Source organism: Ruegeria sp. TASC047 (genome assembly GCF_059612445.1).
Map to the genome: position 1 here is coordinate 19,336 of NZ_JBXWQP010000050.1, position 20,100 is coordinate 39,435.

General features: G+C 56.1%; 16 protein-coding genes. 7 read left to right on the forward strand and 9 right to left on the reverse strand.

Features of this window, described 5'->3' with window-relative positions; all coding sequences use genetic code 11:
- The first annotated feature begins 41 nt into the window (after positions 1-41).
- From AC2FLO_RS17750 to AC2FLO_RS17770, 5 genes are all read left to right on the forward strand, one after another.
- Positions 42-1,022, forward strand: coding sequence for a tripartite tricarboxylate transporter substrate binding protein (locus tag AC2FLO_RS17750; RefSeq protein ID WP_496754126.1), 981 nt, complete (start codon positions 42-44; stop codon positions 1,020-1,022).
- A gap of 66 nt (positions 1,023-1,088) precedes the next feature.
- Positions 1,089-1,571: a tripartite tricarboxylate transporter TctB family protein gene (locus tag AC2FLO_RS17755; RefSeq protein WP_496754124.1), complete on the forward strand. Its 483-nt coding sequence runs from the start codon at positions 1,089-1,091 to the stop codon at positions 1,569-1,571.
- Between the two features lies 1 nt (position 1,572).
- A complete protein-coding gene (locus AC2FLO_RS17760) occupies positions 1,573-3,084 on the forward strand; it encodes a tripartite tricarboxylate transporter permease (RefSeq protein WP_480588430.1) in 1,512 nt (503 codons plus the stop codon).
- Positions 3,077-4,261, forward strand: a complete 1,185-nt coding sequence (locus tag AC2FLO_RS17765) for a CaiB/BaiF CoA transferase family protein (protein WP_496754121.1) — start codon at positions 3,077-3,079, stop codon at positions 4,259-4,261. The genes AC2FLO_RS17760 and AC2FLO_RS17765 overlap by 8 nt, the downstream gene beginning before the upstream one ends.
- Entirely contained in the window at positions 4,258-5,025 is a 768-nt protein-coding gene (locus AC2FLO_RS17770; RefSeq protein ID WP_496754119.1) for a citryl-CoA lyase, read from the forward strand. The genes AC2FLO_RS17765 and AC2FLO_RS17770 overlap by 4 nt, the downstream gene beginning before the upstream one ends.
- On the opposite strand, the gene AC2FLO_RS17775 is transcribed toward AC2FLO_RS17770, so the two are convergent.
- The 6 genes from AC2FLO_RS17775 to AC2FLO_RS17800 all read right to left on the reverse strand — a co-directional run bounded on the left by AC2FLO_RS17775 (position 5,022) and on the right by AC2FLO_RS17800 (position 14,135).
- Positions 5,022-6,218, reverse strand: a complete 1,197-nt coding sequence (locus AC2FLO_RS17775) for an acetate/propionate family kinase (protein WP_496754117.1) — start codon at positions 6,216-6,218, stop codon at positions 5,022-5,024. The two genes, AC2FLO_RS17770 and AC2FLO_RS17775, sit on opposite strands and share 4 nt — an antisense overlap.
- A 280-nt stretch (positions 6,219-6,498) precedes the next feature.
- Positions 6,499-8,679 carry a Tex family protein gene (locus AC2FLO_RS17780; protein WP_496754115.1) on the reverse strand — a complete coding sequence of 727 codons (2,181 nt, stop codon included), beginning with the start codon at positions 8,677-8,679 and terminating at the stop codon, positions 6,499-6,501.
- Between the two features lie 135 nt (positions 8,680-8,814).
- Positions 8,815-9,555 (reverse strand): aspartate/glutamate racemase family protein, encoded by a 741-nt coding sequence (locus tag AC2FLO_RS17785; protein ID WP_480484339.1) that lies wholly within the window; start codon positions 9,553-9,555, stop codon positions 8,815-8,817.
- A gap of 38 nt (positions 9,556-9,593) precedes the next feature.
- Positions 9,594-10,832: an NAD(P)/FAD-dependent oxidoreductase gene (locus AC2FLO_RS17790; protein WP_496754113.1), complete on the reverse strand. Its 1,239-nt coding sequence runs from the start codon at positions 10,830-10,832 to the stop codon at positions 9,594-9,596.
- Position 10,833: 1 nt separating this feature from the next.
- Complete coding sequence (locus AC2FLO_RS17795; protein WP_496754111.1) at positions 10,834-13,047, reverse strand: TRAP transporter permease; 2,214 nt, start codon at positions 13,045-13,047, stop codon at positions 10,834-10,836.
- Between the two features lie 80 nt (positions 13,048-13,127).
- Positions 13,128-14,135, reverse strand: a complete 1,008-nt coding sequence (locus AC2FLO_RS17800; RefSeq protein ID WP_480774227.1) for a TAXI family TRAP transporter solute-binding subunit — start codon at positions 14,133-14,135, stop codon at positions 13,128-13,130.
- 129 nt (positions 14,136-14,264) lie between these two features.
- Here AC2FLO_RS17800 and AC2FLO_RS17805 point away from each other — a divergent pair, with 129 nt between their 5' ends.
- A complete protein-coding gene (locus tag AC2FLO_RS17805; protein WP_480588443.1) occupies positions 14,265-15,209 on the forward strand; it encodes a LysR family transcriptional regulator in 945 nt (314 codons plus the stop codon).
- Between the two features lie 24 nt (positions 15,210-15,233).
- On the opposite strand, the gene AC2FLO_RS17810 is transcribed toward AC2FLO_RS17805, so the two are convergent.
- From AC2FLO_RS17810 to AC2FLO_RS17820, 3 genes are read right to left on the reverse strand one after another with little or no spacing between them, the layout of a single operon-like run.
- Positions 15,234-17,447, reverse strand: coding sequence for a hybrid sensor histidine kinase/response regulator (locus tag AC2FLO_RS17810; RefSeq protein WP_496754108.1), 2,214 nt, complete (start codon positions 17,445-17,447; stop codon positions 15,234-15,236).
- 3 nt (positions 17,448-17,450) lie between these two features.
- On the reverse strand, positions 17,451-18,620 hold the full coding sequence (locus AC2FLO_RS17815; protein ID WP_496754107.1) for an FIST N-terminal domain-containing protein: 1,170 nt from the start codon (positions 18,618-18,620) through the stop codon (positions 17,451-17,453).
- A 45-nt stretch (positions 18,621-18,665) separates the two neighbouring features.
- Entirely contained in the window at positions 18,666-19,346 is a 681-nt protein-coding gene (locus AC2FLO_RS17820) for a response regulator (RefSeq protein WP_267367519.1), read from the reverse strand.
- 180 nt (positions 19,347-19,526) lie between these two features.
- Here AC2FLO_RS17820 and AC2FLO_RS17825 point away from each other — a divergent pair, with 180 nt between their 5' ends.
- The gene (locus tag AC2FLO_RS17825) at positions 19,527-20,075 is read left to right on the forward strand and encodes an SRPBCC family protein (protein ID WP_496754105.1); all 549 of its coding nucleotides are present in this window, start codon (positions 19,527-19,529) and stop codon (positions 20,073-20,075) included.
- Positions 20,076-20,100 lie beyond the last annotated feature (25 nt).

A 20,100-nucleotide genomic window follows, 5' to 3' on the forward strand; every position in this document is an offset into this window, starting at 1 on the left:
TCTGAGCCGCCATGCGGCCCGTTGTCAAATGGGAGGACATCATGACAACATTCGCACTGGGCCGTCGCGCCCTTATCGCAGCTGTAGCTGCAGTAGGTCTTGCAGGACCTGTTCTGGCTGAAGACCAGGTAGTGGACAGCATCCACTTCCTGATACCCGGCGGCGCCGGTGGTGGTTGGGACGGTACCGCCCGCGGCACCGGTGAAGCGCTGACGAACGCCGGCCTTGTGGGCACCGCGTCTTATGAAAACATGTCAGGCGGTGGTGGTGGCAAAGCCATCGGCTATCTGATTGAAAACGCCGACAGCAACCACGGGACATTGATGGTAAACTCCACGCCAATCGTGATCCGTTCGTTGACTGGCGTGTTCCCTCACAACTTCCGCGACCTGACGCTGGTGTCGGGTACGATCGGTGATTACGCAGCCATTGTTGTCGGTAAAGACAGCCCCATCAACTCTATGAGTGATCTGCTGGCAGCCTTCGACGCCGACCCGGGCAACACGGCCATCGGCGGTGGCTCGGTTCCTGGTGGTATGGACCACCTGGTCGCAGCCATGGTGATGGAAGCGGCCGGAAAAGATGCGCTTGGCGTGAAGTACATTCCATATGATGCGGGTGGCAAAGCCATGGCTGCCCTTCTGTCCGGTGAGATCGCAGCGCTGTCTACAGGTTTCTCTGAAGCCGTCGATCTGGCCAACGCAGGTGAAGTTAAGATCATCGGCGTCACATCGGCAGATCGCGTAGATGCCGCCCCAGACGCGATGACCATGCAAGAACAGGGCATCGACACCACCTTTGTGAACTGGCGTGGCTTCTTTGCGGCCCCGGGTCTGCCCGAGGACAAGCTTGCAGCTTACCAGGCCGCGATTGCCAAGATGTACGACACCCCGGAATGGGAAGAGGTTCGTGCACGCAACGGTTGGGTGAACATCCACAACTCGGGCGATGATTTCCGGTCATTTCTTGAGCAGCAGGAACAACAGATCGGTGATCTGATGAAGAAGCTGGGCTTCCTCTGAATACAACTAGGGCAGAGCGGTAACCCGCTCTGCCATCCCTGACGACGAAAAAAAGGAGGGGGTCTCATGGCGCTGGATCGCTGGATCGCGCTCATTCTTCTGGGTGTTTGTTTAACATATGGCTACGCCGCTTGGTTCACGATGGACAGTAGTCTACCCCCTTTCATGCAAAGAAACCCCATATGGCCAAGCACTTTCCCAAAAGTCTTGTCAATTCTGGGGATCATCACTGCCACGATCATTCTGCTGGGCTTTGAAAAGGCTGAACCCAGCGAACCTGAAATCGATTACCGGCGGTTGGGCGATTACCATCTTGGTCGGGCGATCATGCTGCTGGTTCTGATGGTTGTCTACGCGTTGTGCCTGCGTCCCGTCGGGTTCCTGATCTCAACTTCGGCCTTCCTGATCTTTGGGTCTTTTATCCTGGGTGAACGAAAATGGCATATCATGCTGCCCGTCGCCCTGATCGCCACCGGTACGGTCTGGTATCTGGTTCAGGAAGTCCTTGGCATATACATGCGCCCTTTGCCCGGCATTTTCGGAGGCTGACATGCTTGAAGGACTTCTGATTGGCCTGCAAACGGCATTCTCACTGCAAAATCTGCTGATGGTCGTGGCGGGCTGTCTGATTGGCACATTCATCGGAATGCTGCCGGGTCTGGGCCCGATGTCGATCATCGCCATCATGATCCCGGTAGCTATTTCCATGGGCGACCCGTCCGCTGCGTTGATCCTGCTGGCCGGCGTGTATTATGGCGCCATTTTTGGTGGTTCGACCTCTTCTATTCTGCTGAATGCGCCGGGGGTCGCGGGTACCGTCGCCTCCAGCTTTGACGGCTACCCGATGGCACGTCAGGGCAAAGCGGGCAAAGCCCTGACCATTGCAGCAATCGCGAGTTTTGCAGGCGGTACGCTAGGTGCATTGCTTTTGATGATTTTCGCCCCTGCCCTGTCGTCTGTTGCGTTGCTTTTCCATTCAGCCGAGTATTTCGCGCTGATGGTTGTCGGCTTGTCGGCCATTGCCGCCTTTGCGGGAACAGGTCAGGTTGCCAAGGCTATCATAATGACAATCCTTGGATTGATTATGGCCACCGTCGGTGAAGGCGCACTGTTCAATATGCCTCGTTTCACCATGGGCATCATGGATTTGCAGTCGGGCTTTGGCTTTATCACACTTGCAATGGCCATGTTCGCGTTACCCGAGGCGCTGTTTCTTGTTCTCAAACCCAAGGACCTTAAGGGCGAAGAAGGTGAAATCAAGGACCTGCGCATAAGCAGGGAGGAAGCCAAAGCCATTGCTCCGGTGATTGGTCGCCAGTCTATCCAAGGGTTTTTCATCGGCGTTCTGCCCGGTGCAGGCGCAACGATTGCCAGTTTTCTGGGCTATGCGGTTGAGCGTAACATCGCCCCAAAGGCCGAGCAGGACGAATTCGGCAAAGGGTCGATCAAAGGGCTGGCCGCGCCTGAAACAGCAAACAACGCCGCCTGTACAGGCTCGTTCGTGCCGCTTCTGACGCTTGGCATTCCCGGATCTGGAACGACGGCGATCCTGCTTGGCGCATTGATTGCCCTGAACGTGACGCCGGGCCCACGCCTTATGCTGGACGAACCGCAGATCTTTTGGGCGGTCATCATGTCCATGTTCATTGGCAATCTGGTGCTTCTGATCCTGAATCTGCCGCTGATCCCCTATATTGCCAAAGTTCTCTCGGTGCCGCGTAACTATCTGATCCCCTTTATTTTGTTCTTTACTCTGATGGGGGCCTATATCGGACAGAACAATGCAACCGAACTGCTGATACTGGTGGGTTTTGGGGTATGCGCAACGGCGTTGAAATTTGCTGATTACCCACTGGCACCACTGCTGATCGGTTTCATCCTCGGCGGTATGATGGAAGACAACTTCTCACGGTCCATGCAGTTGTACGATGGTATCGCCTTTATCTGGGAACGCCCGATGACGCTGGGTCTGCTGGTTATTGCGGCGCTTCTGGTGCTCCTACCCAGCTACCGCGCGCGCCGTGCACAGGCCCGGGCGGAAGGGGTTGCCGAAGGTGACTGACCCGCTGGCGGGAATACGGGTTCTCGATCTGACCAATGTCCTCGCGGGTCCGTATTGCTGCTACCAACTGGCATTGATGGGTGCCGACGTGATCAAGGTCGAACGCCCCGATGGTGGCGACCTTGCTCGCGTTCTGGGTGCAGATCCCGCCAGAAACAAGGCGGGGATGGGGATCAGTTTTCTGGCGCAGAACGCCGGGAAAAAGTCTGTCACGCTGGACATGAAATCGGAAAAGGGCAAGGCGCTTCTGAAACGCCTTGTCCAGTCAGCTGAAGTTCTGGTGGAAAACTTCCGGCCCGGAGTAATGGATCGTCTTGGTCTTGGTTATGAAGTTCTGCGCAACGTTAATCCCAACCTGATCTATTGCGCCATCAGCGGGTTCGGGCAGGATGGCCCCCGGCGCGGCGATCCGGCTTATGACCAGATTGTGCAGGGTATCAGCGGCGTGATGTCAATCACCGGCGACCCCGACACGGCACCGTATCGCGTCGGCTATCCGTTGGCGGACACGGTCGGGGGGATGACGGCCGCCTTTGCAGTCGCGGCGGCATTGAACGCCAACCCGCGCGGCACCTACCTGGATGTTGCGATGTCCGAAGCCGTGATTTCGACGATGGGTTGGGTTGTTTCAAATTATCTGGTGGGTGGCATAACGCCCGGAGCGCATGGGAATGAGAACACAACCTCAGCGCCCTCAGGTACATTTTCCACGCGGGACAACCCGATCAACATCGCGGCCAATCGGGACGAGCAATGGCAGGCGCTTGCCCGCTGCCTGGGGCGGGATGATCTTCTGAACAACCCCGATTACGCAACGCGTGAAGATCGCAAAACAAACCGCCACGCCTTACGTACAGAACTGGAACGCACCCTAAAGACGAAGGCTGCGTCCGAGTGGGCGAGTGAACTAAACGCATTGGGGGTACCGACAGGACAAGTTCTGACCGTGCCCGAGGCCCTTGCAGACCCGCAACTTTCCGATCGCGGTCTGATTGGCTCTTTGTTGGTTCACGGCGAACAAATGCAACTTGCAGGCAGTCCCGTCGTAATGAATGGCGCCCGGCGAATGCCGCGAATCGCGCCACCAAAACTTGGGGCCGACAACAAGGCGGTGTGGTCCGAAATCGGATTGACCGACGCGGAAGTCGACGCGCTGAGCAGAGAGGGGATCATATGAGCGATGTGTCAGATTGGTGGGCAACATCCATCATCGATATGGAACCTGGCCGGATAGACCTGCGCGGGGAGCCGATTCAAAACCTGATCGGACGCCTTGGTTTTGCGGAGATGATCTGGTTCATGGTACGCGGCGACCGCCCATCAAAAGCGCAGGCCCAATTGTTCGAAGCCGCGCTGGTCGCGGCAGTCGACCACGGTCCTCAGGCACCGTCGATTGCAACCGCGCGCATGGCGGTTACCTGTGGCCTGCCTCTCAACAACGCGATGGCGAGCGCTGTGAACATGTTGGGCGACATTCATGGAGGGGCTGGCGAGCAGGCCGTGGAACTCTACCACTTTGTGGGCCATTACCCTGGCACTTTGGCGCAGGCAATCGATGCGTGGATCGAAAGCCACGGAAAGATACTTCCGGGTTTTGGGCACAGGTTTCACACGCCTACAGACCCCCGTGCGCCGCGCCTGATGGACTTGGTCGCCGAAGCGGTGAAAACCGGTGCTAGCGATGGGCAATTCATGCGCATTGCGCAGCAGATCGAGGCAGAACTTGCGCGGCGTAAGGGTAAACCCGTCCCGATGAACATCGATGGCGCAACCGCAGTTATTTATGCCGAGCTTGGGTTTGCGCCACCATTGGCGCGCGGCCTTTTCTGCCTGTCCCGATCAGTGGGTATTCTGGCACATGCCTGGGAGCAGATGCAGCAAGGTGGTCGCAACAAAGGGCCGACCCCACCCTCATATCGCTGGACGTACCAGCCGGGTTAAGCGCTTATCCGATGGGATCGATTTGCCAACAGATCGGCGGCCGCACGGGCAATAACCAGCTCTTCATTTGTCGGGATAACCATGGCGACCACTCGGGACAGGTCTGTCGAGATGATCCGATCATTGTCCGCGTTGGCATCGGGATCCAGTTCAATCCCCAGCCACCCCATTCCAGAACATACCCTGTCACGTACAAGACGCGAGTTTTCTCCGATACCACCTGTGAAGATCAAGGCATCAATACCGCCCAATATTGCGGCCATTGCCCCAAGTTCGCGGCGGATGCGGAACGTGAAATAGCTGATGGCCTGTCGACTTTCGCGGGTATCTGCTTTTTCAAGGGTGCGCATGTCGCTTGAAAGTCCCGAAAGACCCAGCAACCCTGATTTGCGAAACAGAAGGTCGGAAATCTCTGAGGCGCTCAACCCTTCCTGATCCATCAGATACAACAAAACACCGGGATCAAGCTGACCGCAACGGGATCCCATCGGCAGCCCGTCCAACGACGAAAACCCCATGGTCGAACCGACGGATCGCCCCCCGATCATGGCACACATCGACGCACCGTTGCCCAGATGCGCAACCACAACCCGCCCCGCGTGCAAAAGCGGCGCGGTTTTGGCCAAATGGTCTGAGATGTATTCATAACTAAGCCCGTGAAAACCATAGCGTCGGACGCCTTTGTCGTAATACTCGCGCGGCAGGGCGAATACGTCGTTCTCCCAGGGGTGGTTGCGATGAAAGGCCGTGTCGAAACAAGCAATCTGGGCAGCATTTGGAAAACGTTCCATAGCTGCCTTGACGCCAGCCAGGTTGTGCGGCTGGTGCAGAGGTGCATACGGAGAGAGCTTGTCCAACTCCTCCAAAGCAGCGGCGGCCAACGGCAAAGGCGTATCGATCTCAGGTCCACCGTGAACAATACGATGCCCAACCGCGGTGACCTCGCAACTGGGGAAGGCCCGTGACAACAGGTTCAGTACCCAGTCCAGCGCAGCAGCGTGGTCGTGAATATCGCCTGCCGTGCCATTCGCCAGAACTCCACCGCCAGATGACCGCGCTTTGACGATTGGCTCTGGCTCGCCGATCCGTTCGACCACACCGGTGCACACCATGACTGGATCGTCTTCTGTCAGTTCGAACAGGCCGAACTTCATCGAAGACGATCCGGCATTCAGTGTCACGACATGTGTCATGCATATCCTCTGGTTTGCGAAAAGGTGAAGTTCCTAAGGTTTACTGATCCGCTCTGGTACAAGGTTGAGTTTAAGACATTACCCAAGACTACGAGCCAGCCAACCGCTACAAACCCCGGTCTTTGCAAATCTCCATGGCAGAAAAGATCGTTCAGCCCATTTTTTTCCGGGGTGCCAACATCACCTTCATTCCTGCCAACCTAGTCGTAATCATGGATTGGAACACGTGCAAGGCACTAATCTTACGCTGTCAAACACGGGTTCCGAAGCACAGTTCACTTCATCCGCCGCGACGGTTTCCTCCACCCCCATGTTTTCGCATGGTCAACCCAATGCGCTTTCTCGCGACATCAACATCTACGACACGTACTTTAACCACCTGCCCGGTTTTAACCACGTCATGCGGATCTTTGACAAACCGGTCCGCCAGCTGGCTGACATGAACAAGCCCATCCTGATGCACGCCGATATCCACAAAAGCGCCGAAGGCGGCGACGTTGGTGACTGTGCCTTCCAAAACCATTCCGGGTTTCAGATCGGTAATTTCTTCGACGCCATCGGTGAAAGATGCGGTGACGAAACTGGGGCGGGGATCGCGTCCGGGCTTTTCAAGTTCGGCAAAGATGTCCCGAACGGTCGGCAAGCCGAAATCCTGAGTTACAAATTGTTCCGCCCGCAACCCCTTTAACGCGCCATCATGGCCCATGATGTGCCGGATATCGCGACCGCAGGCGGCAACGACCCGGCGCACAATGTCATAGGCTTCGGGGTGCACTGAAGACGCATCTAAAGGCTCTGAACCGTCCCTGATGCGCAGGAAACCGGCGCATTGTTCGAACGCACGTGGTCCAAGGCGGGCGACTGACAGCAAATCCTTCCGCGATAGGAAGGGCCCATTCAGGTCACGGTGGGTGACAATCGCTTCGGCCTGCGCCGGACCCAGACCAGACACGCGTGACAGCAAAGGGGCAGATGCGGTGTTCAGATCAACCCCGACAGCATTCACCACATCCTCGATCGCGGAATCCAGCGACTGTGACAGGCGATGCTGATCCACATCATGCTGATACTGGCCAACACCAATGGATTTCGGTTCGATTTTAACCAGCTCGGCCAAGGGGTCCTGCAATCGGCGCGCAATCGAGACCGCGCCACGTAGCGAGACATCCAGATCCGGAAATTCGCGCGCAGCCAGTTCAGATGCGGAATAAACCGAAGCGCCAGCTTCTGACACCACCACTTTTGTTGGTGCTTTCACCGTCTTAGGTAGAAGTGCAAGAGTGTCTGCAACCAACCTTTCGGTTTCACGGCTGGCCGTCCCGTTCCCGATTGCGATCAGTTCGATCTGATGAGCAGATATCAGATTGAGGATACTGGCCTGTGCACCTCGCAGATCATTCTTCGGCTGAAACGGGTACAATGTATCAGTGGCGACAACCTTGCCGGTTGCATCAACAACAGCAGCCTTTACGCCCGTACGAATGCCCGGATCCAGACCCAAGGTCGCCTTGGCACCTGCCGGTGCGGCAAACAGCAGATCCTTGAGGTTTCGCGAGAAGACCTGAATGGCTTCGTCCTGCGCCCGGCTGCGCAGGTCAGCCATCAGTTCGACCATCATTGAGAGCGAGAGTTTCACCCGCCAAGTCCAGCCCGCGACTTTGCGCAACCATGCGTCTGCCTGCCCAGTGCCACGTGTCTGTAGATGGGCGGCGACAATCGTCTCGGCCCGCGCGGCACCAATTTCCGGTTCAGGCGCGATATCCAGCGTGACGATGCCCTCTTTGGATGCCCGCAGCATCGCCAATGCCCGATGTGACGGCACGTCCGCCCACAATTCGGAATGGTCAAAGTAGTCACTGAACTTGGCGCCGTCCTTTTCCTTGCCTTCGATGACCTTTGCGCTGAGCAGAGCCTCGTGCTGCATGAAACTGCGCAATTCGCCCAGCAGTGCGGCGTTTTCTGTCAACCGCTCGGTCAAAATATCCCGCGCACCGTTCAAAGCATCCCGGGTCGTTGTTACCGCCTCGGTGAGGTACGCCGCGGCTAATATTTCAGGGTCGCAGTTGCGGTCCGCCAGAATAGCGTCAACCAAAGGTTCAAGCCCATTTTCGCGTGCAATCATCGCCTTGGTGCGCCGTTTTGGCTTATACGGCAGATAAATGTCTTCCAACTGCGCTTTGGTTTCCGCGCGCGCAATGGATTTACTCAGATCGTCGGTCAGTTTGCCCTGATCCTTGATCGAGTTCAGAATGGTTTCACGCCGCGCTTCAAGCTCGCGCAGATAAGTCAGCCGCTCAGACAGCAGGCGCAATTGGGTGTCGTCCAATCCTCCGGTTGCTTCTTTCCGGTATCGGGCGACAAAAGGCACGGTTGCTCCTTCGTCCAGTAGCTTAATCGCGGCACCGACCTGCTCGGAACGTGCCTTAATCTCGGTGGCGATAGTGCGGGCGATACGGTCCAATGGTGCCTCCTGAAGCGACGGTGGAAGAACTTCTTAACCAGCCGTTTCGGCAAGGGGAAGACCCTTGGTTCACTCCGCAGTCAGGCCGTTTCAGTTTGGCTGTTCATCAAGTCAGCACGCTAGGCAGTGTCCACATCAAACCCACGGCATAAGTCCGCGATACGGGCTACGCGTGCTTACCGAATGGGCCATATGTGCCAAGGTCACCAGATCATAAACCGGCAGGCTCAATTCCTTCTGAATTGAGGCCGCGTAAGGCGGTAGATCGGTGCATTCCAGTACCAGCGAACGGATTTCCGGTGTATCGCGTTTCAGTTTGCGTACAGCATTCAGAACTTCAGCCTCAATCAGATCGGTATCCATTCGGGTGCGCGTATTGCGCAGGATGACTTCGGCGAACTCGGTCGTGTTCTCAAGACCCTGCACAGCTACGGGGATATCCCCTGCCCCAACCCCATCGAAATGGCGTTGCGTCAGCGCCGAGGAATCGGCGGTTATCACTCCTACCGGTGCACTGGCACCGGTCATGTAATAAGCCAGCGGCACCTGAATCAGGCTTGAGGCAAAAACGGGCACGGACACGGCTTCGGCCAGCTCTTTCTGGAACAATGCAAGAAACCCGCAACTGCCAGTGATGGCCCGCACACCTTCGGATTCAAGCCTCTGCGCGCCTTTGATGAAGGGCTCCAGCAACTCTGGTGTCGGGTTGTTCAGCAGCTTTGGTACTGTGACGCCTTCAATCATCTCATACAGCACCGGGAACGGAAGACTCGATGGGTTTTTGATATGGCCCGGAGGTTTGGGGAAATAGCTTTCCAGGCACAAAACTCCGATGGATGCCCCGCAGATATTCTGTCCACCTGGGTAGATCGGCATGACGTTGTGATCCTTCTCGAGAAGTCGCTTCGCGTGTTTTAAAACCGCGACAAGGCAAATGGGTCCAGACTGATGTTCAGACGCTGTCCAGCTACCAGGTCGGCCACAAGCTCTCCGGTTTTAGGCGCCATCATCAGGCCATAGTGGGAATGACCGAAAGCGCTGAACAATCCCTGATGTCCGTCAATCGGCCCGATGGCAGGCAAGCTGTCTGGAAACGATGGGCGGCGCCCCATCCAGAATTGCGTGTCGGCGGTATTAAGATCCGGTATCATTGCCTTGGCTTGTCGCGTCAGTAACGCCTGTTTTCGTGGATCGGGCGGGGCATCTACACGCGCAAACTCGGCGGTGCCTGCCACACGCAGCCCGCCCTGCATCGAACTGGCAACCACTTTGGCATCCACATCCATGACCGAATTCTGAAGGCTCGCCAAAGGTGCGGGGAACTGAACATGGTACCCGCGTTCAGCAGCCAGCGGCACAGACAGACCCAAAGGTTTCAAAAGCTCGGCAGACCACACACCTGCAGCCAATATGACTGTATCAGCCTGAAGCGTATCGGTCTGGGTTGTCAGATGCCACCGCCCCTCGTCGGTTCGGTTCAGTTTTCGAACTTCGGCCCGAATAAACTCAGCGCCTTGTTGGCGCGCTTTTTCAGCCAGAACCGCGCCAACCTGACCGGGTGATGTAATCCGTGCCTGACCTTTGATAAGGATCGCTGCTTCAAAATCCCCGGATAGAGCGGGTTCAATTCGGCGCAACTCTGGGCCGTCGATCCTCTCGAGTTGCCCACCTTTCTCCTGTCGGATCAGATATCCCAGCGCCTTCAGGTCAGCTTGATTCGGGTGGCGGAAAGCATGGATGTAGTTGGAAGCGACTATCAGGTCTTCATAACCAGTGTTCTGCAAATGACGTCGATACAACTCTATCGACGGTCTGCAAAGAAGCTCCATCGCATCCGAGATTCGGCGGACCGATCGTTCATCAGATGCTTTCAAAAACCTCAGGCCCCAAGGGACCATCCTCGGCCAGAACGAGGCCCTGACGGACAAGGCGCTTTTGGGGTCCAGCAGCATCCGGGGGATTGCCTTCCAGATACCGGGAACCGCTTGGGGGATCACTGACCATGGCGAGACTACACCGGCATTACCGAATGAGGTCTCCTGCCCGGGCTCTCCCCGGTCAATCAACCGCACGGTTTTGCCACGTTCCTGCAATGACAGCGCGCAGCAGATGCCGACGATCCCGGCGCCGATTATGGTAACACGTTCAGACATGTCAGGCCGTTGCTTGAGTTCGGGTGCGGGCGATCAACTGCGCAACGATCACGGGTGACGCCACGGCCAGCGCGATCAGGTCAGCCGTTAACGTGGGTGCCACGAAGATGATCCCGGCAAAGGCCATCAGAATACGAGACAATACGTTGAGCGGTTGCAGCCAATAGCCGACGACCGCCGCGGACAGAGCGATGACCCCCGCTATGCAGCTTGCCGCAGTATATGTGAATTCCCAAAAATCAAACCCAGTGGAAGACACGAACAACAAAACCGGCGCATAGACGAATGCCATCGGCGCTATAACCTTGCCCAACCCGAGCGTAAACGCGGACAGCCCGGTGCGGAAAGGATTTGAGTTGGCGATCGCCGCTGCCGCATAAGCCGAGGTACAGACCGGAGGTGTAATTTCGGATACCACACCGTAGTAAAGCACGAACAGGTGGCTTGCGATGGGCGGAACACCCAACTGTGCCAGCGCGGGCTGCGCGACAGAAACCAGCATGATGTAAAGCGCGGTGGTCGGAATACCCGCCCCCATCAAAATGCAGACGACAGCGATGAAGATCAGTGAGATGAACAGTTGCAGGTCTTCGATTGCAAACAGCTGGAAGCTGCCGAACGAGATCATATTATAAAGATCCACCGCCAGATTGCCTGCCCCTTGCGTGACCATAAATCCGATACGAAAGCCGATACCGGTGGTGTTGATCACACCCACAACAATACCGACAGCGGCGGCAGCGGCACCCACCGCCAGCGAGTATTTTACGCCCAGTTCGACAGCAGCCAGCATCTCGGGCACTTCGATGCGTTTTTGTGGGTTCAGTGTGGCAGTCACAGACAGCGCGCAGAGTATCGCGGTCATTGTCAGGTCGAACCCGCCATCCGAAAATTTCCATAACACAAAGGCCAGAAACGCCGCCGCGTAAATCAGCGTTGGTGGCTGTTTGATACGCGACATACCCGCGATCACTGCCAGCGATATGCCGCAGAAGGCCGACATGAATGGCGTGTAACCGGTAAACAGCACCACCAGCAGGCCAATCAGGGGCACGATATTGGCCCAGCCTTCAGCCCAGACAGCCTTGAGTTGCGGCAATTGTTCCTTTGTCAGACCCTTCAGGTTCAGCTTGCGCGCCATCAGATGCACAACTGCAAAGACACCGACGTAGTGCAGAAGCGCCGGGAAGATCGCGGCAATGACAATAGTAGTGTAAGGCACCTCCAGGAACTCGGCCATGATAAAGGCCGCGGCTCCCATGATGGGCGGGGTGATCTGGCCGCCCGCCGAGGAAGCGGCCTCGACCCCGCCCGCGAAATGGCCCGGATAACCCAGGCGTTTCATGTTCGGGATGGTCAGCGCGCCGGTTGAAACCGTGTTGGCGACCGAGGACCCCGAGATCGTTCCAAAGAATGCCGATGAAACGACCGACACCTTGGCCGGGCCACCTGTATAGCGACCCGCCAGAATGGTGGCATTGTCGATAAACAACTGTCCCAACCCGGTGCGCTGCGCGATCACACCAAACAAAACGAAATGGAAGACTATGGTCGAAACAACCCAAAGCGTGACGCCATAGATGCCTTCCTGCGGAAAGTACATCGACGACACGAAGGTTTTGAAGTTTACACCGGGATGCTGCAACAAACCGGGAAAATAAGGACCAAGCAGAGCGTAAGAGATGAATACGCAGATAATCAGCGGCAGCACCCAACCCAGCGTGCGACGGGCGATGTCAAGTACCAGCAGAATGATAACCACGCCAAGAAAGACATCGTAATTGTTGGGATTACCCATACGAAAAGTCTGTTCCTCGATCCCGAGAAAGGGAATACCGCGCCAGGCAAATCCAACGTAAAGTGCCGCAACGATGCCAAATGCCATGAATGCCAGGTCATAAAGCGGGACGTTCCCAATACGAAACCTGCTGATTTTGAGCGCATATAGGTTTTTGGCCCCGACAATCGGAATGGTCGCATAAACCAGTATGAACAACAGGGCCAGATAAATGCCCATGTGCCAGTGGTCCGCCGGCAAGCCGAAACCTGCGGTGAAGAATTCATAGGACGCGAATAACAGGGCAACAACCCGCAGAACCTTGGCCGTGTTCGGTGTAACCTGACGTACTGCGGCGCCTTCGTCGAACTGTTCTTCGATGGCTGCCAGTTCTTCGGCTGTCAGGTCGTGGTCATCGCGTGTTTCGGTCTCGGACATGATGGCCCTCTGATTGCGCGTGTAAGGAGAGTGCGGTGCCCCGCACAGGGGCACCGACGACAGGCTTCAATGAGGTTCGATTACTGCAGAAGGCCTGCTTCTTTGTAGAACTTCTCTGCACCAGGATGCAGGGGGACACCCAGTGCTTCGACTCCGTCCAAAGCTGTGTCAGCTGTGATCTGCTTGCCTTTGGCGTGACCGTTGTCCAGCAGTTTTCGGGTGTTGTCGTTCCACAGTGCTTTGGTCAGCTGATAGACCAGTTCTTCGGACAGGTCCGACGACACAACCAGCATAGCGCTGACCGCTGGGGTCTTGGTTTCGGAGTCAATCCCTTCATACACACCGCCCGGTATGGCGGAAGGGATATAGGCCGGAATGATCTCGTTGATCTTGGCAAGGTCTTCGTCACTGAACGAGTGCAGGTTCATGCCTTTGGTCGATGACAACTGCACCATAGCGGCGACCGGCCAGCCAGCTGCGTAGAAATACGCGTCCAGCTGCCCATCGGCCAGACGCTCGGCGCTCTGACTGTTGTTCAGCTCTGCTTCGTCCATGTTATCGCGGTTTACGCCCCATGCATCCAGCATCTGCAGCACGGCCACCTGTGTGCCTGAACCCGCCTGTGCGATACCCACGCGCTTGCCTTTGAGATCGCTCAGGTCACCAATGGTCTGACCTGCGGGCAGAACCAGATGCAGATCCTCTGGGAACAGGTTTGCCACAATGCGAAGCTTGGGATGCGGCTTGCCTTCGAACTTGCCTTCGCCCAGATACATCGAACGGGTGACATCAGCGGCGGCCAGACCTGCCTCAAGCTCGCCATTCTCCACTGCCGCGTTGTTAAAGACTGACGCAGTTGTTGATTGCGCAATCGCGATCAGGCCGGGTACGCCGCACTGACCACCCTCTTCGCAGGGGCGCGAGCCCGGAGGGGCCGAGATCCCATTTGCGATGGTTCCGCCAATCGGAAAATAGGTGCCGCCTGCACCACCGGTGCCAATACGGAAAAAAGTTGGGTCCTGTGCAAGTGCAGGCGCGGCCATAGCGCCTGCCAAAGCCAGACCTGTCAGGCATTTCATCAGTCTCATCGTAAGCTCCCAGTTTTGGATCATTGGATTCGGTTTGTCCGAACTCTGATCTAATCAGCCTATGGAGATTTACCATAAATACAAATTTGTTATATTTAACTAAATTAAAGTTTGGCTTATGGATGTGGAATGAACCTTACTCAATTGACTGTTTTTCGTGAGGTGATGGAAAGCGGCTCTATCTCTCAAACCGCAAAAAAACTGAACCGGACACAGCCGGCCATCAGCCTTGCGCTCAAGAACCTAGAAAAAAGTTTGGGGCTGATCCTGTTCGAACGAAGAGGGCGCCGTTTGATTCCAGTACCGGAAGCACACTACCTATTGTCGGAAACCACTGGTATTCTGGACAGATTATCTACGATTTCCAGTACGATGCACGGACTTCTTAAAGGGAGTTCCGGTAGCTTGAATATTGCAGCGATGCCAGGCCCTTCCACTTTTGCCTTTCCGAATTTCATCAGCCGTTCAGTTGGTGGAAACCCCGATATACAAATTACACTTTCAACCCGCAGCTCTCCGCAGATTATGGAACTGGCGGGTACTCAGAACATCGATTTCGGGTTTGCTGATTTTGAACATCCGACAGGTAAGCAACCACAGTTCTCAGCCGAGATCATAAGCGGCGACTGTTTTTGCGCGCTGGACAGAGACAACCCTCTGGCGAAAGAAAGCGCCGTTACGATATCCGATCTTGACGGAGTTCCAATGGGCGGGCTGCATGACACGCATCCGTTTCAGGAAAAAGTGCGACAAGCGTTTCAGGTGGTCTCGGCGAATTACACACCAACCGTGACCTGCCAATATTTTCTGCCGCTTATCCCCTTTGTCGGATCGGGCCAATGCTGCACGATTGTCGATCCGTTGACAGTCGTTACCGAGCGGGAGTTGAACATTTCAAACGACCGTGTCGTGTTTTTGCCCTTCAGTGAACCGTTGAGGTATGAATATGCGATTCTGTCACCGAACCACCGGCCTCCGTCCCAGCTAGCGTTGCAGATCAAAGCCGGCTGGAAGGCTGAGGTTTTGTCGATGCTACATCGAACAGGTGCCAACCCACAGACAGAAATCGCCTGAAAACATACACGTTTCCAGTGCTGCTCAGTTGCGTTGTTCAATCGATGACTCCAGCGTTGACCGCAAAAGTTGCGCATCAAGCGGTTTGTAGAGCAAAGGCAGGTTGGCGCGCTTGCAGCGCCTGGCCAGTTCAGGTGATCGGTTGGCCGAAATAACGCAGCCGGGCAGAGGTCCAAACTCGTTCGTCAAGGCATGTATCGCGTCGACACCTGTTCTATCGTGATTCAACTGAAAATCGGCGACTATTGCATCGGGCAGAATGTCAATTTCACGAAGAAGATTGATTGCTTCGTCTTCGCTTTCGCTCTCCAAAACCTCGACCCCCCAGGATTCGATGGTCATGGTCAGTGCACTACGAAGGTTTTCATCATTCTCAATCAACAATACAACCGTGTTACCAAGTACCTTTAAGCCCGGATCGTGGGCCGCAGGGGCGCTGCTGGATGTGGTCTGCTCTTCCCGCGCCAACGGCACTTCGACCGAGAATCCAGTGCCTTTGCCTACTTCGGAATACAGCTGGATCGGATGTTGCAACAGCCCACAGGCGCGCTCCACGATTGCAAGGCCCAATCCCATACCCTCTGCCGCGCTGGCATCAGAATGCAGGCGCTGAAATTCCTGAAAGACGATGTCTCTTTGGTCTGACGCGATACCGATACCTGTATCCCAGACTTGCAAGGCAATTGCGCCTTTGCGACGCCGCACACCGACCAGAACCTTTCCGGTCTCGGTATACCTGATCGCGTTCGACAGTAGGTTCTGCAAAATCCGACGCAAATAGCTGGCGTCGCTGGTCACACGCGCGTTCGTGTCAACAAATGACAGCTCAAGCCCTTTTGCCTGCGCCACCGGGCGAAATGCGTCTTCCATCTGCGAAAACAGCGTGCTCACTGATATGGTCGACAAATGCGCGGTGGCCCGTCCTGAATCCAGCTTCGAGATATCCAGCAGCGCTTCCAGAATGTGTTCAACGCTGTTCAGCGCACTTTCAGCCTTGCCTGCAACGGTCTTTGCGTCGTCTTTGTCCAGGCCGCTGCCCAGCGATGCAACATAAAGCTTTGCCGCGGAAAGAGGTTGCAGCAGATCGTGACTGGCAGCTGCCACAAATCGCGACTTGGATGCGTTTGCACGCTCGGCCACGTTCAACGCGTCAGCCAGTTCCATTGTGCGCGATGTTACGCGTTGTTCCAACAGCTCTTTGGCTTCGTATAAGGCCTGAGCGGACTTTCGTTCTGCGGTTACATCGGTGAAGGATATCACAAAGCCCCGGTCCGGCATTTCCTGCGCAAACACCGAAAGAATTTTTGACCTTCCGCGGTGCATCTGAAATTGCAGAGGACGGCGATAAGTTTGCCGCGTCACCCAATCCAGCAGATCGGCTTCCGTTACCCCCTTCTGGAACCTGATGTTCGTGCCAAGGCGATTGGACAGCGATTCAAACCGGGTCCCCATCTGAAACTGTGCGATCGGAATGGCCAGCAACTCGCTGGCGCGGTTGTTCCAACCGATCAGACGGTGTTTGTTGTCAAAAATGCAAACGCCCTGTTCGATATGTTCCAGCGTCGCGCGGATCAGCCTAGCCTTGTCATCCAGAATCCGGTCACGTTCCTGCCGTTCGATCCGCATGATATCAGTCACATCGGTTTGCAGAATAACAGTTCCGCCATCTGGTGTGCGGTGCTCGGACACTTGCGACCACCGATTGCCAACAAGCCGGACATTGAACACCACATGATCGTCCGTATGCCGGTCCAAACGGCTTTTGGCCCAGTCTGTCGGTGTCATCGTTTCAGGCAGGGACAGGAACCCTGATCGGCTGACCAATTCAACATATTCGGCAAAGCTCAGCCCCGGGCTCAGCCGCTCCTGAATGTCAGGCATATGCAGACCAAAACGGCTGTTGCACAGCACCAGTTTTTCGTCGCGATTGAAAAGGGCAAACCCCTCTTGCACTGTTTCGATTGCATTAGCTAGGTCAGCGCGTGCGGCTTCGGTGTCCTTGTTCGCCTGTGCCAATCTGGCATTGGAATCGTTCAGCAATTCAAGGGCACGCTCCAGATCATTCGTCCGGGCGCGGACCTCTTGTTCAAGCACGGCCGCGCGCTGAAACTGCGCATAAGCTGCGCCTGACGCATCGGTGGATTCTTCTACCCGGCGCATTAGCGCTTCGGCAATCTTGCGAAGTTTCTCGTTCTGGCGGTCAACCGAGTCCGTGGGATCTGTAAGATGCTCGATCATACGTTACTCTTTCTCGGGTGGATAAATCGCAACACCCGTCAGAGTTTGGTTCACATGGATAGAGTTGTACTGCTCTCCGTAGGTTGAAAATCCGACAACGTGGTTGCGGGCCAGAATGTCCGAGATTTCGCGGGTCTTTTGCTTTTCCTGCGCTTCCAGTCGGCGGAGAATGCAATCACAGCCCAGAATTGTGTCGGGTTGCTGTTTCTCGGTCAGAAGGCCAATTTCTTCCTCAAGGTGCTCGACCATGTCCCTCGGTTCGGCCAGCGTCAGCACAAGCCCTTCATCAATGGCCGAGAAAAAGACGAGGTCCCCGTTGCCCGCCACCTGCTGAATCGCGCGGACGTGATGCTGCCCGCCAATCTGCACAACAACGGGGTGCGCCGCAAAGGTGAATGTCGTCAGTTGTTCCGGATCCTTGCCAAGGATACGGGCGTACTCGCGGGCAGCGGGCTCGGCGTTGATCTCCTGAACGATGCGTTTTGCCGGGTCCGCCTTGGTTACGACCATACGCCGGGTCGTTGGAACCAGATGATCGGTTTTGAACACCTTGATCGGGCACCGCGTACGAACCTGAGTCAGTATGGCAGCATTGCTCAGCGCCTTGCCCTGATGCAGCACATAGGTACGCCCGAACCGGGTTCCATCACCGGCCGATCCGCCAAACAACGGTACCGGCCCCAAACCGACGGCCAACTCGGAGGTCAACGCATCCTCTTTGGTCGACAATCCGTCGATCATCAGGAATGTAAATTCATGGCTCCAGTCGGGCGCCGTGACCATCATGGCATTTCGGTTATGGATCATCTCGTTGATGATGCTTTCCGCCTCAAAATCGTTCAGATCGGAAACCAGGACCGTACGCGTGTCGAAATGGGATTGCGGGAGGCCGATTGCGACGATCTGGTCTTCGCAATAACCGCTATCCGCAAGTTCTCCGGCGGTGGTGCAGCCAACCACCGGCGTAGGCGCAAACACCTGCTCGGCTTTGGCAATGACCACAGCCGCGTCCGCATTTGGACTGACGAACAGTATCACCAGCGCAAGTGGTTCAGCTCCGAATTGACGTTCGAGCACCCCAAGCGCCTGCCCGGTGTCGAAACGCACAAAAGCCGTTTTGACGATGCCTGTTGCACCGGTCCGGGCTGTCGCCCACCCGACTGCTTGGTCCATCGAGCCTCCTCCCTAAAGCGCGACGATGTGGTGAGAGTATGACGCTTAGCCTTGGTCTTGCAAGACGCTGGCAAACGAAGCTTTCTTTGCAATCAGAACGGCTTGCGTCCGGCTTTGCACACCCAGTTTCCGCATGATTGCCGTGACATGCGCTTTGACCGTGGGTTCCGCAATGGACAGGTCATAGGCAATCTGTTTGTTCAGCTTGCCCTCACAGATCAGTTGCAGAATGCGGGCCTGCTGATTTGTCAGCGTCGCAAGCCGATTGACCGCGTCGGCGTGTTCATCCTCTTCGACATTGATCAGAACGCACCCTTCGGGCACGAAAACTTTGCCGGAATGCACTGTCTCGAATGCCAGGCGAAACACATCGCGTTGGCTATGCTTGGGTACATAACCCGATGCGCCTGCCTGAATCACCTGACTGACAACGCGATTATCCGTCATCGAGGACACCACAATAACCGGGGCATTCGCAGCAGCCTTCAGACGGACAAGGCCGTCCAGCCCCTCCACATCCGGCAGGTTGAGGTCCAGCATGACCGCGTCCGGTTTCAGCCCCCCTGACAGAAGTTCCATCGCGCCTTCCAGTCGGTCCGCGGTATGGATTTCGCCGATCTGTGCCACGCTTTGCAAGGTCATCGACAGCGCGTCGCAAAACAGGGGGTGGTCATCGACGATCAGCACTTTCTCGAAGCCAGACCTTACAATGGAGTCAGCAAGCATTTGGTATTGCCTTTTTCAATCAGGTTGTCCCCAGCTTACCCAATCCTAACAACGAAAGTAATCTGCGCCTACTGGCCCAAAGTCGTACATAAGATCGGCTCGGCGTCACCTACACCCAAGGTCTAATAGGCAGGGCGAAAAACACCACGTAGCGTACGAAAAAACACCTGGAGAAGAGAGATGGAGCTTAGTGACGGCCGCGTCATCGCCGCGCCGCGATCCAAGGTCTGGGACGCGCTTTTGTCGGCTGAGGTTCTGAAAGAATGCGTTCCGGGATGTCAGGAAATGACCGGCTCGGTCGATGACGGGTTCGAAGCAACGGTGGTGCAGAGAGTCGGCCCCGTAAAAGCGACCTTCAAAGGGGCCGTTACCCTTTCTGATATCGTAACGCTTGAAAGCGTGAAGCTCTCGGGTGAAGGTAAGGGTGGGGCTGCGGGTTTTGCCAAGGGTGCGGCCGATGTCAGTTTGTCTGATGTGCCCGAAGGTACTCTGCTGACCTATACCGTCGACGCACGTGTCGGTGGCAAGCTGGCCCAGCTGGGCAGCCGGGTCATCGATGGCGTCGCCAGAAAAATGGCCGACCGGTTCTTTGAAAATTTTCAGAACGCGGTCGAACCCGAAAAAACACCCGATCCGGAAACCTCGGATCAGGTTCAAGCTGAACCTTCTGCCGAGGGTGAAGGCGGCGAAGCAAAAAAAGGTTGGTTCAAGCGCGTATTGGGCGGTTGAACCGTTGGAACTCAGGGAGGAGAAA